The sequence below is a fragment of the Spirobacillus cienkowskii genome, from assembly GCF_037081835.1.
In the GTDB taxonomy this organism is placed as follows: Bacteria; Bdellovibrionota_B; Oligoflexia; order Silvanigrellales; family Silvanigrellaceae; genus Silvanigrella; species Silvanigrella cienkowskii.
On the sequence record NZ_CP146516.1, the window covers coordinates 1,792,980 to 1,808,509 of the forward strand.

The window sequence follows — 15,530 nt, forward strand, 5'->3', positions numbered from 1 at the left end:
TAATTATCCTTTTTAAAATTATGGGTTTGTTTTTGGACTAATCCATTTGATCGGATCAAGAACTGCTTCAAATGTATTTTTTATAGGGTCTGCAAAATAACTCCCTACAAAATAAACAACAATTATAAGCATAATTGATCCCCAAACCCAGCGTGTTTGTTGTCTAATTTTTGGAAACCAAATCCAAGCTCCAGCTGTGGCAAGCAAAAAAACAAGTCCTAACAAAAAGAAAGTAGGAGACATGTCACGGATTTTATCAGTTAAATCTTTTATTGCAGTATTCCATTTATCACTTTTAATGGTGACATCAGCAGCAGCAAAGACAACAGCACTACTAAAATGAAGACATATTGCGATCATATATAAGAAAAAACGTGAAACTTTTACTTTTAATTTCAGTAGCATAAAAATTATCTCCTTAATTGAGTTATTTAATTTTTTTCTTTTGCTGTTATTGTATAACGAAGCTGATTTTCTAGTTGACTTGATAAACCCGGCATAATATTTTCAAAATATCCATACTTTTTATCTTCTTCAAAACAGCCATCTTTTGAGTAATAAAACTGCCATGATTTTAATGCAAAATGTGGAGACACAGGAATCCATGAATCCTCTAATGCAATTTTATCATTATTTGAATGCACAAATCCATTTTTATCCATCCACAAAGGATATATAGCATCGCATTTTTTTAATCCAAATATCAGATTGTCAACTCCTCCAATTTTTTCGGGATCAATTTTTGCAATTTGCATGTTTTCTAGAATTAAACTGATCGTGTTATTATTTGTTAAAAATTTTTGATTTTGTAATGTTCCGTTATTTATTTGTGCTTGCAATTGCAGTTGCAGTTGATTGTTTATATGCTGTAATTGTTCATTACGTTGTATTAAATCTTTTGTTTGATCATCATAAAAAAAGTACGAAAAAACAGTCGCAGACAAACACCCCGTTACAGCACCCATCCAAGTTACACTTTGTTTTGTTTTTGGATCATATCCACCATATTCTCCAATTAATAATCCAGATCCCAAACCAACAGCACAACCTGTAGCTGTTGTGTTTAAAAATTTTCCTGCGTATGAAATTTCTGCAACTGAATTTTTTGAAACACTTAGTGAAAAAATTAAAAGAGTATTAAGTATTATCTTATTTTTCATACTATTTTCCAATATAATAAGAATAAAAATATTTTTAAATAAAAAAATAGCTTCAATTTTAAATTTTAGCTATTTATGTGCTTCGTTAATATTTTCTAACAATTCATGATCACCACCTTTTCCTTGAAATCCAAAAATAAAACTTAGTAAGTCGCATTTTATTAAAATAAATTTTTATTTATTCTGTATTTTAATGAAAATAATTATTAGTATTTCAATGTATTAATTATTCTATGTATAGCAATTTAATATTTTTTATTGATTCTATATTTTTTTTGTAATATTGAAAAAATAATTTTTCATAATTCAATATTTCATAATTTTCTTATCTCCAGTATAAATTTTGTAATTTATATATCTTTTATTTCAAATTATTAATGATTATTTTATTGTTATTCTCTCAAGAAAAAAAATATCCGCATTTTTTACTTATTTTTTTTAAAGTATTTTTTATAATCCTTATTTTTTATATAAAACTTCTTTTTTATAATACTATTTGATGCACGTTTACTGAATGATTATTTTTATAACTATTAACACACGGCTATTCTCTTTTAGAACGCAACATTTGGCCTTCGTTCCCTACTTGAAACCTGACTTTTTGCAGTCACCTTAATCTCTGCCCTAAAAAGCGAAGTTTCTGCCTTGGCAGATATTGATGAAATATACAATTTTTTTAAAACAGTCAAATTTATATTAAAAATATTTTAGAGTTTATTTTTTAAAAATAATTTTGTAAATATATTAAATTATTTATCGATATATTTAAAATAGATTTATGATTATTTAAAATTTTAATGATATATTGTATTATTTATAATTTTTAATAAATTTTTTAAAGTTATCAATATATTTTTAGTTAGAATTTTGTAATTTGTAATTTTTTTAAGAACTAGATTCTTATAAAATTGGTTTTAAATATTTATATTCTGCATTAAAGTCCCAAGAAACTCCCAAACTGACCTCAAACCAATTATCTTTAAATCGCTTCAAACTAAAATCAAACACCAACTCTTTTGGTAACATTTTATCTGGTCGAATATTTGTTTTAAAATTCCAAAACACACTGCCTTGGACAAAATCAAATAAAGAAAAACCAGCAATAACATTATATAATCCAAAATTCGAGACTTCATCTTCCCACATGCTATTTAACGTTACACTACCATGCGTTGCATTGACATTTGGAATACAATTGCAACCATATTCAATAGTACCATTTGTCCATTCTACACCTGCACCAATTGATAAAGAATTTCTCGGTGATGCTCTATAAATTGTATCAAATAATATTGCTCCTAAATAATAAGAACTGCCATTAATCACGTAGCTATCAAAGTATGAATATTGAAAATATGGAATAACTTTAAATTTAATTTGTGTATCAATATCAACATAAGAAGATATACTAACTTTGTTTAACAGTGTTGTTGAAAATCCAGATTTTTCAGAATAACTGGTTCCAAACGTTAAACCCGTACCAACCAACATTGTCTCAACAATCCAGGTTTCTGGTTTATTAATCACAGCATTTTTTTTATTCCACGCCGAACTCAAAACCGTTTGGTTCTCCTCAATCTTTTCTTCTTGTTTTGGAACAGCTGCTTGTGAAGTTTTTTGCTTTTCTATTAAAATTTTAGGATCAGAATTAGCAACTTTTCCTTCGTGTTCAAACACCAAAGGAGGTATAACTGATCGCAAAGTTTCTTTTGTAGAATCTTGCTTTGTAAGTGGGGTTCCAAATCCTTCTTCAGCAACCCCCAAAATGGGTGCGATTTCTGGGTTATAGGCTTCTCGCCATCCTTCACGATAAACAGTGTTTGAAGGACGCCAGGCAAGCATTTTGACATCATTTGTTCCAACAATCTTCATCGCTTGTTCATGCGACATCCTATCGGATGCGACAATTTGACACAATGAACTCCCCTGTCTGGATTCTAAAACTTTAAGCTGATGAATAGGAATTCTTTGCGCCCGTAAAAACTCTCCTGATTGAGGATGAAAACTTGATAAAGTAACATAACCTGCGAATAAAGTATTGCCGCGAATAATACCTCTTTCTAAACCAAAGTCTAATGTTAATAAATTTTCTCGAATATAAGTAATTTTTCCATCATGTCCAATCGTATTTATAATTCTTACCAACGCCTGAGCAAATGCATTTTGGATTTTTTGTGAATTGGCTTGTGCATCTAACAAAACATCTTCTCGTGCCCATACAGTTCCTTTAACTCCAACCCCTTTAAGTACAAGACGCACTAAGGTTTGATCGGGAGCAAAATATAATGAGGCATTAAGCCAAGCATCAATATTGTAATCACCTTCTAGTCGACGTTTTAAATTCTCAATTTTTTGAGAATTCATTTTAGAATTTTCGCTAGAGTTTAGAGGCAACAATTTAGTAAACTCAGTGAGTGAGATATCCCAAAATCTTCCAGAGTTTTTAACTTCCTCCGAAATCATTTCAGCCATCATATTTTGAATATCGCGTTCATTAAATGGAAATGCAGGAACACCATACAAAAGCCTATCTTGCTTTCGCATAAAAACTCTAAATTTATCTAAATTTGTATCTAAAAGATCGATGCCAATTCTTCTTACTGGAGGTAATAGAAACGTATCATTTTGGGTTGGAGGAGAAATTGCTCCAGGATTTTCTAAAGAAAAAGAACTCCCAAATATAAAAAACATTATGTTTAGTAAAATAATGCTTTTTAAAATTCTTTTTTTTTCCACCCCTTACTCCCTATTTTATTCCATTATATGTTAATTTTTATTTTTTATAGAAGATTCAGCAATTTGACACTTGACTGCAAATTTTGGACAAATAATAGGAAGAAGTGATTTTATCATTTTTAAAATGAGAGGAGTGAGTTTGTTATTAAAATCCGTCCAACTTATTATTAATATTATAAAATTTTCTTTTACTTTGATTTCTATTGCAATTTTTCTATTATTCACAGTATTTTTAATTACAAACGTGATTATGTACTTAAACTCCCGCACAGATCCTTTTCAGCAGCCCCCCAAAGACTACGCAATTGTGCTTGGCGCCAGTGTGCACGGCGATGCTCTATCTGGCGTATTGAAAGCCAGAATGGAAACAGCAATTGAACTTTATAATAGAAAATTAGTCCAACACATTTTAATGAGTGGTGATGGCACAGACAGCTACTATAGCGAAACAGCTGCAATGAAAAAATTTGCCTTAAAAAATGAAGTACCCGAAGATATCTTGCTAACAGATGAAAAAGGATACAACACTTATGCAACAATTTTAAGAGCCAAAGAAGTTTTTAATGCTAAAAGCGCGTATATTATTTCGCAAGATTTTCATTTGACACGTGCAGTATGGATTGCCCGAAAAGTAGGAATTGACGCTGATGGTGTAAACGCTGGAAATAGTAAAGATAAGTGGTATTATTCAGTTCGAGAATTTTTTGCTCGCACAAAAGACTTTTTTCAAGTTATTTTTAAGGTTAGACCCTACGACGAAAAAAACTTTGTATTTTAACTAATAATTTTTAAGGAGCTATTTCGCATTTTAATTTTGGATCTATAATTTTAAAATTTTTTGGATTTTGAATATCAGGCAATTCCATTTTTACAAAAAACTGCATATCACGTTCTTCAAACTTATAAAAGCTAGAATCAACAGATCGATCATGAAATAAACTTTGACATTCTTTAAAATCTAATTCAGTTTCGCTATTTATATTATTTAATTTAAGTAACTTTTTTTTGCATTCATGAAAGCTATTCTTATTAAATAATGAGCAATTAATTTCATTATTTAATTTTGCCCAATACCTTAAAGAAACAATACGATTTGATTTTTTTAAAAATAGAAACTCTTTATCAATATGGCGAATATGTTCAAATATCAATCGCACATCTTTACTAAGAATTTTATAAATTTGAAACTTATATGCCGCTCCATGACTATCCGCACCTTTAATAATCAAAAAATCATTAATTTTTCCATCATAATACCCTTCTGATTGAAATACATGCTTTATCAATCCAGAGTTTGTTTTACACAATTGACTGATATTATTTAATTTTGAATATTCTTTTATAAAAATTTTCGCTTCACCTTTTAAGCCAACATCGTTCTGTTCTATTAACACATTTTTAGCATATACATAGCAATTATTAAATATTTCTCCATTAGAATACTTACTTTTGCCAACAACAAATTTATTTTTAAAATTAGGTTTATCAAATCCATGCATATTTTGTGCAGAAAATATGGGTTGTAAAAAAAAGAAGAACAAAAAATTTAAAAATAAAATTTTAAGAATACTCACAAAAAAATTCCTTTTTATTTTAAATACTTTGCATTAACATCTTCTTCATCACAAAAAACATCTCCAAATTTCATTCTGCAATTTAGTCCACATTTTGCTTTATCAGCAAATCTGACACAATTAAAATATGATTTGGAGGCACAGGCTGAAATTAAAAAATTTTCTTCACAAATTATGGCCACAAATGACTCCATGTATATTTTGAATACATTTTGCATCAGGGTCTTGTTTACAATCAGCTCCAAACGTATTTTTTACACAACCAAAGCCACATATCTTCTTATCCTCAAAAGTGATACATTCTCGCTTTAATTTAGTAGAATCTTTTGAAATTATATCTCCACAAAAAATGCCTTCTTTATTTTTAACACAAATTTCTTTTGAAAAAGCAAAGTTAAAAATACCAATAAAAAAAGATAGATAAAAAAAGATCCTCATATTTTCTCCAAAATTTTAAATAAATCAAAAATTAAACTATATTCTTTTATCATATAGTTTAAAAAAATTTAGTTATTTATCTTAATTTGCTGCTCATGACAAGTATGAAAATTTGCCAAATAACTTTCGCGGTATTGTAAACACTGTTTTTTGAAATTTAACGCTAATAGATTTTCTGGATTTATTGCTAATGCAAGGTCAATTTGCTTTAAAGATTCGTCATATTTTTGTACATCGATATAAAGCCGTGCAAGTTCTATAAAATACTCAATATCTTGATGTTGAGTGATTGCCTTTTTTAACTCTTCCTCGGCTGCGTCAATCTGTCTTACCGATAGATAAAACAGCGCCATGTCAAAATGCTTTTTCGCCAGCAACGCTCCTTCTTTTTGACAAGCCTCAGCGAACCGTCCAGATGCCTCTTCATAAAATCCTAAATCGCTTAAGATAATTGCTGCATTAAACTGTGCTTCGATAAAATTTGCATCAGCATTCACAGCTCGATCAAAAAACCGGATGGGCCTCGGGCAAATCACCTTTCATAAGATATAATATCCCAATTTCATTTAACCATTCTGCCTTATCACCATTTTGCTGCAAATAGGATAACCCAATAGTTTCTGCTTGATGAAAATTTCCAGAAAACAAAGCAGCCTTAAAATCATTCAACGAGTTCTGCACACACCTTCTCCTATGTATCTTTATTACACAAATCATACCTGAAAATCTTGAAGAATAAAATTGAATATGTGAGAGTTGCGCGAACAGAATTCTGTTCATTTTTAAAAAGCAAAGACCACCTCTTATAAGTGGGATGCAATTTCATAGATTTGGGAGAAAAGAATGAAACTACAACATGGGTCTGCAACACTCGTCCTTGGTGTCCAATATGGAGACGAAGGAAAAGGAAAACTTGTAGATGTTCTTGCTGAACAAGCAGATCTCGTTTGCCGTGTTCAAGGAGGCAACAACGCTGGTCATACGATTTGGGTCAATGGAGAAAAAATTGTAACTCAACTTCTTCCCTCTGGTATTCTAAGAGAAAATTGCGAAATCGGTATTGGTGCAGGTGTCGTTGTTGATCCTTTTGTTCTGAGAGATGAATTACAAAAAGTAAAAGCACAAGGTTACGACATCTCACCAGAAAGACTGCATGTTGACTACAGAGCAAGCGTCATTCTTCCTTACCATAAAAATCTTGATTTCAAAAGAGAAGTAGAGCGTTCTAAAAACGCTACCAAAATAGGAACAACAGGAAGAGGAATTGGTCCTACCTACGCAAGCCGCGCCTACAGAGAAGGACCTCGTATCGCAGAAATTGCAAATCCTGATAACTTTAGAGCTTGGCTCAAAACGCAACCTCATCTTGCAGAGGGACTTGATGGCAAACTTTTAGACGAATTTTTAGAAACCGCCGAACAGCTTAGACCTTACATGAAAGACTTGGCGATGATTGCCAACAATCGTATGGCTCAAGGTGGTCGCTTATTGCTTGAAGGCGCTCAGGGAGCAATGCTCGATGTCAGTTTTGGAACATATCCTTTTGTGACTTCAAGCAATCTTGTTTCTGGATCCTGCGCAGGAGGACTTGGCATTCCTCCATGGAAAATCACCTCCATTCTTGGCGTGATAAAAGCGTATTCAACCCGGGTTGGAAACGGCCCTTACCCTGCAGAACTATTTGGATCTTTTGCTGATGAATTGCGCAACCGAGGACACGAGTTTGGTACAAATACTGGACGTCCACGCTCTGTCGGTTGGCTTGATCTCGTGGCGCTTCGCTACCTCACTAAGGTAAATGGTTTAACAGGACTCGCGGTCATGAAAGCGGACGTGTTATCGGGGCTTGAACACATTGGAATTATCACCGCGTATCGCGACAAACGCACACACAAAGAAATGGTGGGTTATCCTATGACGCAAACCGCATGGGACAATGTCGAACCAGTAGTCGAATTTGCGCAAGGATGGGACAGCGTTGCTGATGGCAAAAAAGTCAATAAAGATTATCTCAAGTTTGTTCAAAAAATTGAAAACTTCATTGACACAAAATGCGCTTATCTTTCTACCGGACCAGAACGGAGTGAAGGAATCTGGCTATAAAACTATTGTTTTGATTGCTTGATATCTTATTACATTTATTGTAAAATTTACAATTAAATGCATTTGCTATCTTTACTTTCTGGAGAAATTTAAGAATGCCCTTTCAAGGAAATGCCCTTGTTATACAATCAGGCGGTCCTACAGCCGTTATCAATCAGTCTCTTGCCGGAATTATGAATGCAAGCCGTGATTATCCCAATGTCATTCTTAAAGTATTGGGCGCTTATCATGGTTTACACGGTGTTCTTTATGAAAATCTGATTGACCTCTCACACGAAGAGAGCAACACGTGGAAGCTGATTGCAAATTCTCCAGGAGCTGCACTTGGCTCTGCACGAATCAAACCGAGAAATAGCGATCTCGATCGCATTTTTGAAGTTTTTAGCGCCCATAATATTAAATTTGTTTTTTATAATGGTGGCAATGATTCAGCCGAAGCTGCACAACTCATCCGCGAAGAAGCAAACAGACGGCAATATGCAATCCGCATATTGCATCTCCCCAAAACCATCGATAACGATCTCATGGTCACAGATCATTGCCCAGGCTACGGCAGTGTTGCAAAAGTTGTTTCACACATTATCGCAGGCGATGATCTCGATAATCGCAGTTTTTTTAATAGTGTAAAAATTAATGTTGTCATGGGGCGTCATGCGGGCTGGATTGCCGCTGCCACAGCCATAGCCAAAAAAGGTCACATTGACATCGAAGATCACGACGAAGTGGGTCCTCACCTGATTTATCTTCCTGAAGTTGAATTTAATGAAAAAAAATTCTTAAATGATGTGCAAAAAACGTATAATCGCATTGGTCGTGCGACAATTGTTGTTGCCGAAGGCATTGCCGATCAGCTTGGGGAAGAAAAATTTGCGGGCGAAGTGGATGAATTTGGCAACGCATTGCTATCGAGCTCTGGCAAGCTTGGTGATTATCTCGCACATTTAATTAAAAAGAATCTTGTGTACAATTCTTCTTTTGGCAAGCTGAGATGTCGAGCCGATACATTAGGATATTTACAACGTTCTATTGCAGGAATGGCCTCTCAAACCGATCAAGATTCGGCATTTTTAGTAGGTTCAATGGGTGTTCATTATATGATGCAGGGCGAAACCGATAAAATGGTCACTCTTGTTCGCATGCCAGGACAAACCTACAAATGTGAAACATCTTTGTGTGACTTAAAACTCGTTGCACAAAAGACAAAACTCATGCCCCGTTCAATGATTAACAAAGATGAAAATGGAGTAACAGAAGAATTTTTTAACTATGCACTACCATTAGCGGGTTCAGTTCCAGAAATTCATGCATTAAAACCACAATATATCAAAAAAATACTTTTAGATTATGTCCGCCCAAGCAAGTAACAAAAAATAATTAAAAATATTTCTCTAAAGCCGTTTCTAGTTTTAATATATTTTTTATGTTAACTTATTATTGTTCTTGCAAAGAAAGGAAGAAAAATGAAAGTTAATATTGGAATATCACAAGAAAATAGTACAAAAATTGTTGAAATTTTATCTCATTATCTAGCAGATTCTTATTATCTTTATCTTAAAACTCATAATTTTCACTGGAACGTAACAGGAATGTATTTTCAACCTTTGCACAAATTATTTGATGAACAATACAATGAATTGTTTCTAAGTCTTGACAACATTGCAGAACGCATTCGTTCTCTAGGCGAATATGTGCCAGGGACTACAATGCAATTAAAAGAACTCACCTGTTTGAAAGAAGTCAAAGAAATTCCGTCTGCACCCGAAATGCTGAAAATGCTTGTGCAAGATCACGAAAAAGTGATTTGCAACTTGAGAAAGTGGTTAGATGCAATTGGTAACACAGGAGATTGTGGGACAGAAGATTTTTTAACTGCAAGACTTGAAGACCACGAAAAAACCGCATGGATGTTAAGAAGTCATTTGGAGTAACAAATCAGCGAGAATCAAAATTGCACTCAAGGTAAAACTTACGATTACTAACTTATTTTACACCTTCCATTAAATTTTCTCTTAATTTGATACGAAAAAAATAAAAGTAACCTCGCTTTAATAGCTTACCTGAAATTTTTTATTATTTAGAAAAAACATATATACTCAGAATAATTAAAATATTTATTAATATTTTTTTGGTTATGGATTTTTTATTAACTTTACAAATTTTTTTTATTATATTTAAAAAAAATTATGCAATAAATTAAAATTTAAAGATTATTTATTGCTTATTTTAAAATTTCTTATAGAAGGATATTATTTATGAGTTTCAAAAAATTATTTTTTGTTTTTTTATTAAGTATTTATCCATTATCATCAGATGCTTTAAATTATAATTATTTCGATATTGATGACGAAACAAGCAATATTTTTTACAGCAAAGGAGTTAATGGAGAAAACGGTAAAGATGGGGAAGATGGCGGAAACGGTGGAAACGGTGGAAATGGCGGATAACAATTTAATTTGTACTTGACACAGTTTTTAGAACACTAACCAATTTCTTTACAAATATTGTTAACAATCATGGCGCAGAAGTAAGGCGACTTTCCTGTTTTTTAAAATTTAGTTATCAAACGTGCCGACGCTTGATAATTTAAATGAAAGACATTAATTTTTCTTTAAAATTACTATAACCCTCTGCGTTATTTGTAAATGTTTCTTGCTGCCCTGAATGCAGCCATTTAACAGAAAATACATTTTTCTCCATTTCTTCTTGCCCAACAAATGCAACGGCTTTCGCACCTAATTTTTCGGCATTTTGAATTTGCTTGCCAAATTTGCTCTCAGTAATAGGAGTTTCTACATTTAAGTTGCGTGCGCGCAATTGTTTTGCAAGCTGTAACGCCATTAAGCGATCTGTTTGTGAAAAACGCAACACACACACATGAGTTTCTTTAAATAAACGAGGAAGCAATCCATGAACTTCCATAAAATTTGTTAACGATACGTCTCCAACGCCATAACCAACACCAGGAAGTTCATCGCCACCAAATGCACCCACCAAATTATCATAACGTCCACCACCAAACAGGGCGCGATGATTGTCGGGGTGAGTGTCAAACACCTCAAAAACCATGCCAGTATAGTAATCAAACCCTCGCATGATATCTGGAGCAAACTTTATACACTCACTCGATGTCAGTGTTGTTAAAATATCGAGCCTCTGTTTTAAGTCCTGTGCGCTTTGTGCGTAAGGCCCTAACAAATCAATGACCTCATCAATAGACGCTTGTAAAAAAGTGTTAATAGATTTTATTTGTTTATCATTTAAGTTTAAATTTTGACATTGTTGATTAAAATCTGATTCTGATAATTTATCTTTTTTATCAAACAAACGTAATATTGGTGAAATATTGTCTTGAGATATTTTAATAATATTAGCTAAAAATTGATTAATAATACCCCTATGATTTATTTTAACTTGAAAATCAGAATATTGCCCACCTAACGATCGCAATATATCAATGGCAGTCATAATGATTTCAACATCTTCATCAAGAGCATTGCCACCAAACAAATCAACATTGAGTTGATCAAACTCACGGAGTCGCCCACGCTGTGGTCTTTCAAAACGCATACACGTTGGAATGCTATACCAACGAATTGGTTTTAAAAGTTCTTTTTGTTTGGATGCAATCATTCTTGCTAAGGTGGGCGTCATTTCAGGACGGATCGCTAATTTCCTCTCTCCTTTATCTTGAAATGAATACAGTTGATCTTTCACAATTTCTTCACTAGACTTTGCTGCATACAATTCTAAATGTTCAACAAATGGCCCACTATATTCCTCGTAACCATAGGACTTTAATAATTGATGTATTTTAGAATTGACAAAATTCTTGATACGCTGTGCTTCAGGATAAAAATCCCTTGTACCTCTATATCCTTGTGTGCTTAAAATTGTTTTTTTGTTTTTGAGGAGATTTTGTGCCATAAGAAGTCAATTCCTAAATAAACTAAGGGAATTTTCAAGCTGTTTCTTGAAATACAAGAGGTTAATGTTTTGGGTTTATGATGTCAATTGCAAATCTTAGAACACGAAAGCTTGATCTAAAGAGATTACTTGTGCCAAATTGCATTCATGTTGCTGGGAGAATATCAATCAGTAAAAGGCTTTTAATTTTTTCGACTTATTTATGACGCGTTCATTATTAATACAGGTTTATTTCAATGAATAATTTTTGTGAAAAATGGGGCATTAACCCAACCTTACTACCAAATCATGTTGGCATTATTATGGACGGCAATGGCAGATGGGCAACAAAACGCCATTTACCGCGCATGGCGGGTCATCGTAAAGGCGTCGAGAAGGTGAAAGAAATTACCGAACTATGCGTCCAATTTAATATTAAAGCCCTAACTCTTTTTGCATTTTCTGAAGAAAATTGGCGTAGACCCGAAGATGAAGTCAGCAATATAATGGGATTGCTAAGATGGTATATTCGCAAAGAGCAAAAAATTATTATTGAAAACAACATTCAATTTAGAGTGATTGGCGATCGCAAAAAGCTCTCCACAGACATCATAGAGCTCATTACAAACTTAGAAGCCAAAACAATTCATAATACCGGAATGCATCTTTGTATTGCGCTGAGTTATGGCGCACGTGGCGAAATTCTGAGAGCAGTAAAAAAAGTTGTCGAGAAAGTAAATGATGGGTTAATTTATACTGACGATATTGATGAACAAATCTTTGAGGCGCACCTCGACACAGCAGGCATTCCAACCCTCGACATGTTTATTCGAACAAGTGGAGAGTACCGGGTTAGTAATTTTCTTTTATGGCAACTCGCTTATGCTGAAATGTTTTTTAGTGAAGTGTTATGGCCAGATTTTGATTCAGAAAAATTTGTAAACCTTCTACGACAATTCGCCTTACGCGAACGCCGTTTTGGCATGACTTCAGATCAAATTCTCACAAGCAGCGCCTACTTTAAAACAGTTTCAAAATAACGAGGTCATTTATTAACAATGGACATTCTTCAAGCAGTTTTTTCAAATACAATTGTTGCATTTATTATTTTAATTGGTGTTGTTGTATTTGTTCATGAGCTTGGACATTTTTTAGCAGGAAAAATCTTTGGTTTAGAAATTGAAGAATTTAGTATTGGCTTTGGTCCAAAGGCATTTTCAATTCGCAAAAACAATACAGACTACCGCATCAATTGGTTGCCGTTAGGGGGCTATGTTCGTTTTTATGGCTCCGATCTAGAAACCAACGTGCCAATTGAAAAAAAAGAAAAATCAATTCTTCATGCAAAACTTTACAAAAGAGCCATTGTTGCTTTTGCAGGACCACTGGCAAACTTTATTTTAAGTTTATGTATCATGGTTGGCATGGCGTTCTACGGCATACCAGAAAATCCCGCTGTCGTTTCTGTGTTGCCAAACTCTATTGCAGAGCAATCGGGTCTAAAAACTGGCGATAAAGTTATTAAAATTAATGAAAAAAACATTAAAAACTGGAAAGATTTTTCTAATATTGTCAGCAATTCTCCAGAAAAATCGTTAAACTTCACTATTGTCAGAGATGATCAAGAAAAATCTTTAGTTTTAACACCACAAAAACAAGAAATAGAAACTCCTCTTGGCAATAAACAAACGTCGGGACGCATTGGCGTAACAGCAACCTTTACATCTTCGCATTTATTTATTGATAAAAAAAATTTTTTAAGTGAAGTGGGACTAAAAACTGGGGATAAAATAGTTTCGGTTAATAATATAAAAATTGATTTTCTTTTTCAATTTATCAATGCAATGGAAACAATAACCAAAACCCATTCGCAAAATGAACTTGCTAAAAAAATATATGCAAGAACAACTTCTATTACTCCAGTTAACATTGAATATTTAACAACAAATAACGTAACTAAAAAAATCCAAATTAACTTTGACACACCTAATTTTTACAACTGGGCGCAAAAAATTGTGCAGCAAAAACTAGAAAAATCATTAAGCTGGCAAGACACATTGCTCTCTGCAGATCAAACAATTGGCAATTATGACACTTTGCAACACAATGACAAACGCGAACCCGCATTTCATGCTTGGCAAAAATGTGGACTTTTATCAGGAGATACCATTGTCGCTATTGAAGGTGTAGGTAAAATTACATCGCCATTTCAAATATACAACTGGCTTGATGATGCTCCTAAAGCATTTTCAGCAAATAACAAAAATGCAATATTACACTCAAAAATTAACGTCATCTCAGAACAAGGATTTTTAAAACCAATCAATTGCGAAATTCCGCTACGAATAGGTTTTGATCATTTAAACAGAGAGCATGTTTTTTTAGATTTTCCTCTGCAATTTAAATCATATATGGCAGTCATGCCTGTTCATTTATCTAAAGCAAATTCTATTCGAGATGCTTTGCAAATAGGTTTTAACGCCGTACAACAGCAAATTTTGTTAACCTACAATGCAATTAAAATGCTTTTTACGGGTTCAATTCCATTATCAAACTTAGGTGGCCCTATTGCGATTGCTTCAGTTGCTGGGGATGCAGCAAAAGGCGGACTTGTTGTTTTTCTTTTGACAATGGCATTTATTAGCACAAATATTGGCCTCATGAACTTGCTACCTTTGCCGGCGCTCGATGGAGGCATGTTATTACTTCATGGAGTGGAAGCCGCGTATGGCAAACCCTTACCAAAATCTGTGCAAATTGCGATTCAACGAATAGGTGTGATTTTCATAATTTTTTTATTTATTATTGTTTTTTATAATGACCTTTTACGATTGATTCGTTTTTATTAAGGAAATACTTCGTGCTTCTTCAATGTCAACAACCTCTGTTACTTTTGCTTACCCACCGCAGAGGTGCTGCCATGTTTCTCTGTTCAGACACTAAAAATCTGTCTAATTTTTTAATTTCAGAAAAAAATATTTTCTCTATTTTGTTAAGCAATTTACAAAATAAAATTCAAACAGAAAATGTTGAGTATCTAAAATTTGATGGACTTATTTTTACGCGAGCAATAGGAAAAACAGCAGAAAACTTATATTTATTGTATACAAAAACGCTAGAATTAGCAAATTTAACTCCTCATCAAATTAAAACAATTGTTATAGGAATTGGTCCAGGCTCGTTTACAGGACTCAGACTAGGTTGTGCTTTTATTAACGGAATGAAAATTGCAAATAACACAACACATCTTTTACCTGTTGCAACTTTATTAACCCCAGAGCTATTATCAATCTGTGAAAGTCAAAATTGCAAAAACATATGCATTGAGCAACTCGATGAATTTTCTGAAGATGACGAGTCTTCTGGGAATGTCACTTTTTTTGATTTGCTGATTTGCTTACAGAAAGCTCACAGTGAAAAACGCAATTTTGTAGAATCTCTCATTCCTGAATACGGAAAAGAGCCGGGTCCTGTCGTAAAATTAAAAGAGGAAATGGGATTGTCAACCACACCTCCGACTAAAGCCTGAGGCTTGAGGAGAGAAATCTCTAAAAGCGGTTGACCAGACCCCTCCAAGAAATTGGAGGAGACGTTCTTGTGGAATGGCTAACATAAG

General features: G+C 33.3%; 17 protein-coding genes. 8 read left to right on the top strand and 9 right to left on the bottom strand.

Annotated features, from left to right (window positions below; translation table 11 throughout):
* Nucleotides 1-18: 18 nt before the first annotated feature.
* The 3 genes from Spiro2_RS07915 to Spiro2_RS07925 all read right to left on the bottom strand — a co-directional run bounded on the left by Spiro2_RS07915 (nucleotide 19) and on the right by Spiro2_RS07925 (nucleotide 3,896).
* Nucleotides 19-405 carry a hypothetical protein gene (locus Spiro2_RS07915; protein WP_338635171.1) on the bottom strand — a complete coding sequence of 129 codons (387 nt, stop codon included), beginning with the start codon at nucleotides 403-405 and terminating at the stop codon, nucleotides 19-21.
* 26 nt (nucleotides 406-431) lie between these two features.
* Nucleotides 432-1,160, bottom strand: coding sequence for a hypothetical protein (locus Spiro2_RS07920; protein ID WP_338635172.1), 729 nt, complete (start codon nucleotides 1,158-1,160; stop codon nucleotides 432-434).
* A 900-nt stretch (nucleotides 1,161-2,060) separates the two neighbouring features.
* Nucleotides 2,061-3,896 carry a hypothetical protein gene (locus Spiro2_RS07925; protein ID WP_338635173.1) on the bottom strand — a complete coding sequence of 612 codons (1,836 nt, stop codon included), beginning with the start codon at nucleotides 3,894-3,896 and terminating at the stop codon, nucleotides 2,061-2,063.
* A 139-nt stretch (nucleotides 3,897-4,035) separates the two neighbouring features.
* Here Spiro2_RS07925 and Spiro2_RS07930 point away from each other — a divergent pair, with 139 nt between their 5' ends.
* Nucleotides 4,036-4,674, top strand: a complete 639-nt coding sequence (locus Spiro2_RS07930) for a SanA/YdcF family protein (RefSeq protein WP_338635174.1) — start codon at nucleotides 4,036-4,038, stop codon at nucleotides 4,672-4,674.
* A 10-nt stretch (nucleotides 4,675-4,684) separates the two neighbouring features.
* Here Spiro2_RS07930 and Spiro2_RS07935 read toward each other — a convergent pair whose 3' ends face one another.
* The 5 genes from Spiro2_RS07935 to Spiro2_RS07955 form a co-directional block, all read right to left on the bottom strand.
* The gene (locus Spiro2_RS07935) at nucleotides 4,685-5,470 is read right to left on the bottom strand and encodes a hypothetical protein (RefSeq protein WP_338635175.1); all 786 of its coding nucleotides are present in this window, start codon (nucleotides 5,468-5,470) and stop codon (nucleotides 4,685-4,687) included.
* A 14-nt stretch (nucleotides 5,471-5,484) separates the two neighbouring features.
* Complete coding sequence (locus Spiro2_RS07940) at nucleotides 5,485-5,652, bottom strand: hypothetical protein (protein WP_338635176.1); 168 nt, start codon at nucleotides 5,650-5,652, stop codon at nucleotides 5,485-5,487.
* Nucleotides 5,636-5,908, bottom strand: a complete 273-nt coding sequence (locus tag Spiro2_RS07945) for a hypothetical protein (RefSeq protein ID WP_338635177.1) — start codon at nucleotides 5,906-5,908, stop codon at nucleotides 5,636-5,638. The genes Spiro2_RS07940 and Spiro2_RS07945 overlap by 17 nt, the downstream gene beginning before the upstream one ends.
* A 68-nt stretch (nucleotides 5,909-5,976) precedes the next feature.
* Nucleotides 5,977-6,405, bottom strand: a complete 429-nt coding sequence (locus tag Spiro2_RS07950; RefSeq protein ID WP_338635178.1) for a hypothetical protein — start codon at nucleotides 6,403-6,405, stop codon at nucleotides 5,977-5,979.
* A 7-nt stretch (nucleotides 6,406-6,412) separates the two neighbouring features.
* A complete protein-coding gene (locus Spiro2_RS07955) occupies nucleotides 6,413-6,589 on the bottom strand; it encodes a hypothetical protein (protein WP_338635179.1) in 177 nt (58 codons plus the stop codon).
* A gap of 162 nt (nucleotides 6,590-6,751) precedes the next feature.
* Between Spiro2_RS07955 and Spiro2_RS07960 the strand changes: the two genes are divergently transcribed.
* From Spiro2_RS07960 to Spiro2_RS07975, 4 genes are all read left to right on the top strand, one after another.
* Complete coding sequence (locus Spiro2_RS07960) at nucleotides 6,752-8,011, top strand: adenylosuccinate synthase (protein ID WP_338635180.1); 1,260 nt, start codon at nucleotides 6,752-6,754, stop codon at nucleotides 8,009-8,011.
* Between the two features lie 95 nt (nucleotides 8,012-8,106).
* A complete protein-coding gene (locus Spiro2_RS07965) occupies nucleotides 8,107-9,375 on the top strand; it encodes a diphosphate--fructose-6-phosphate 1-phosphotransferase (RefSeq protein ID WP_338635181.1) in 1,269 nt (422 codons plus the stop codon).
* A gap of 96 nt (nucleotides 9,376-9,471) precedes the next feature.
* Entirely contained in the window at nucleotides 9,472-9,939 is a 468-nt protein-coding gene (locus tag Spiro2_RS07970; protein ID WP_338635182.1) for a Dps family protein, read from the top strand.
* 324 nt (nucleotides 9,940-10,263) lie between these two features.
* Complete coding sequence (locus Spiro2_RS07975) at nucleotides 10,264-10,455, top strand: hypothetical protein (RefSeq protein ID WP_338635183.1); 192 nt, start codon at nucleotides 10,264-10,266, stop codon at nucleotides 10,453-10,455.
* Between the two features lie 139 nt (nucleotides 10,456-10,594).
* Here Spiro2_RS07975 and hisS read toward each other — a convergent pair whose 3' ends face one another.
* The gene (gene hisS, locus Spiro2_RS07980; protein WP_338635184.1) at nucleotides 10,595-11,935 is read right to left on the bottom strand and encodes a histidine--tRNA ligase; all 1,341 of its coding nucleotides are present in this window, start codon (nucleotides 11,933-11,935) and stop codon (nucleotides 10,595-10,597) included.
* Nucleotides 11,936-12,171: 236 nt separating this feature from the next.
* Between hisS and Spiro2_RS07985 the strand changes: the two genes are divergently transcribed.
* The 3 genes from Spiro2_RS07985 to Spiro2_RS07995 are packed head-to-tail and all read left to right on the top strand — an operon-like array spanning nucleotide 12,172 to nucleotide 15,443.
* Nucleotides 12,172-12,954: an isoprenyl transferase gene (locus Spiro2_RS07985; RefSeq protein ID WP_338635185.1), complete on the top strand. Its 783-nt coding sequence runs from the start codon at nucleotides 12,172-12,174 to the stop codon at nucleotides 12,952-12,954.
* Between the two features lie 18 nt (nucleotides 12,955-12,972).
* On the top strand, nucleotides 12,973-14,763 hold the full coding sequence (locus Spiro2_RS07990; RefSeq protein WP_338635186.1) for a site-2 protease family protein: 1,791 nt from the start codon (nucleotides 12,973-12,975) through the stop codon (nucleotides 14,761-14,763).
* Nucleotides 14,764-14,774: 11 nt separating this feature from the next.
* On the top strand, nucleotides 14,775-15,443 hold the full coding sequence (locus Spiro2_RS07995; RefSeq protein WP_338635187.1) for a hypothetical protein: 669 nt from the start codon (nucleotides 14,775-14,777) through the stop codon (nucleotides 15,441-15,443).
* The last annotated feature ends 87 nt before the right edge of the window (nucleotides 15,444-15,530 follow it).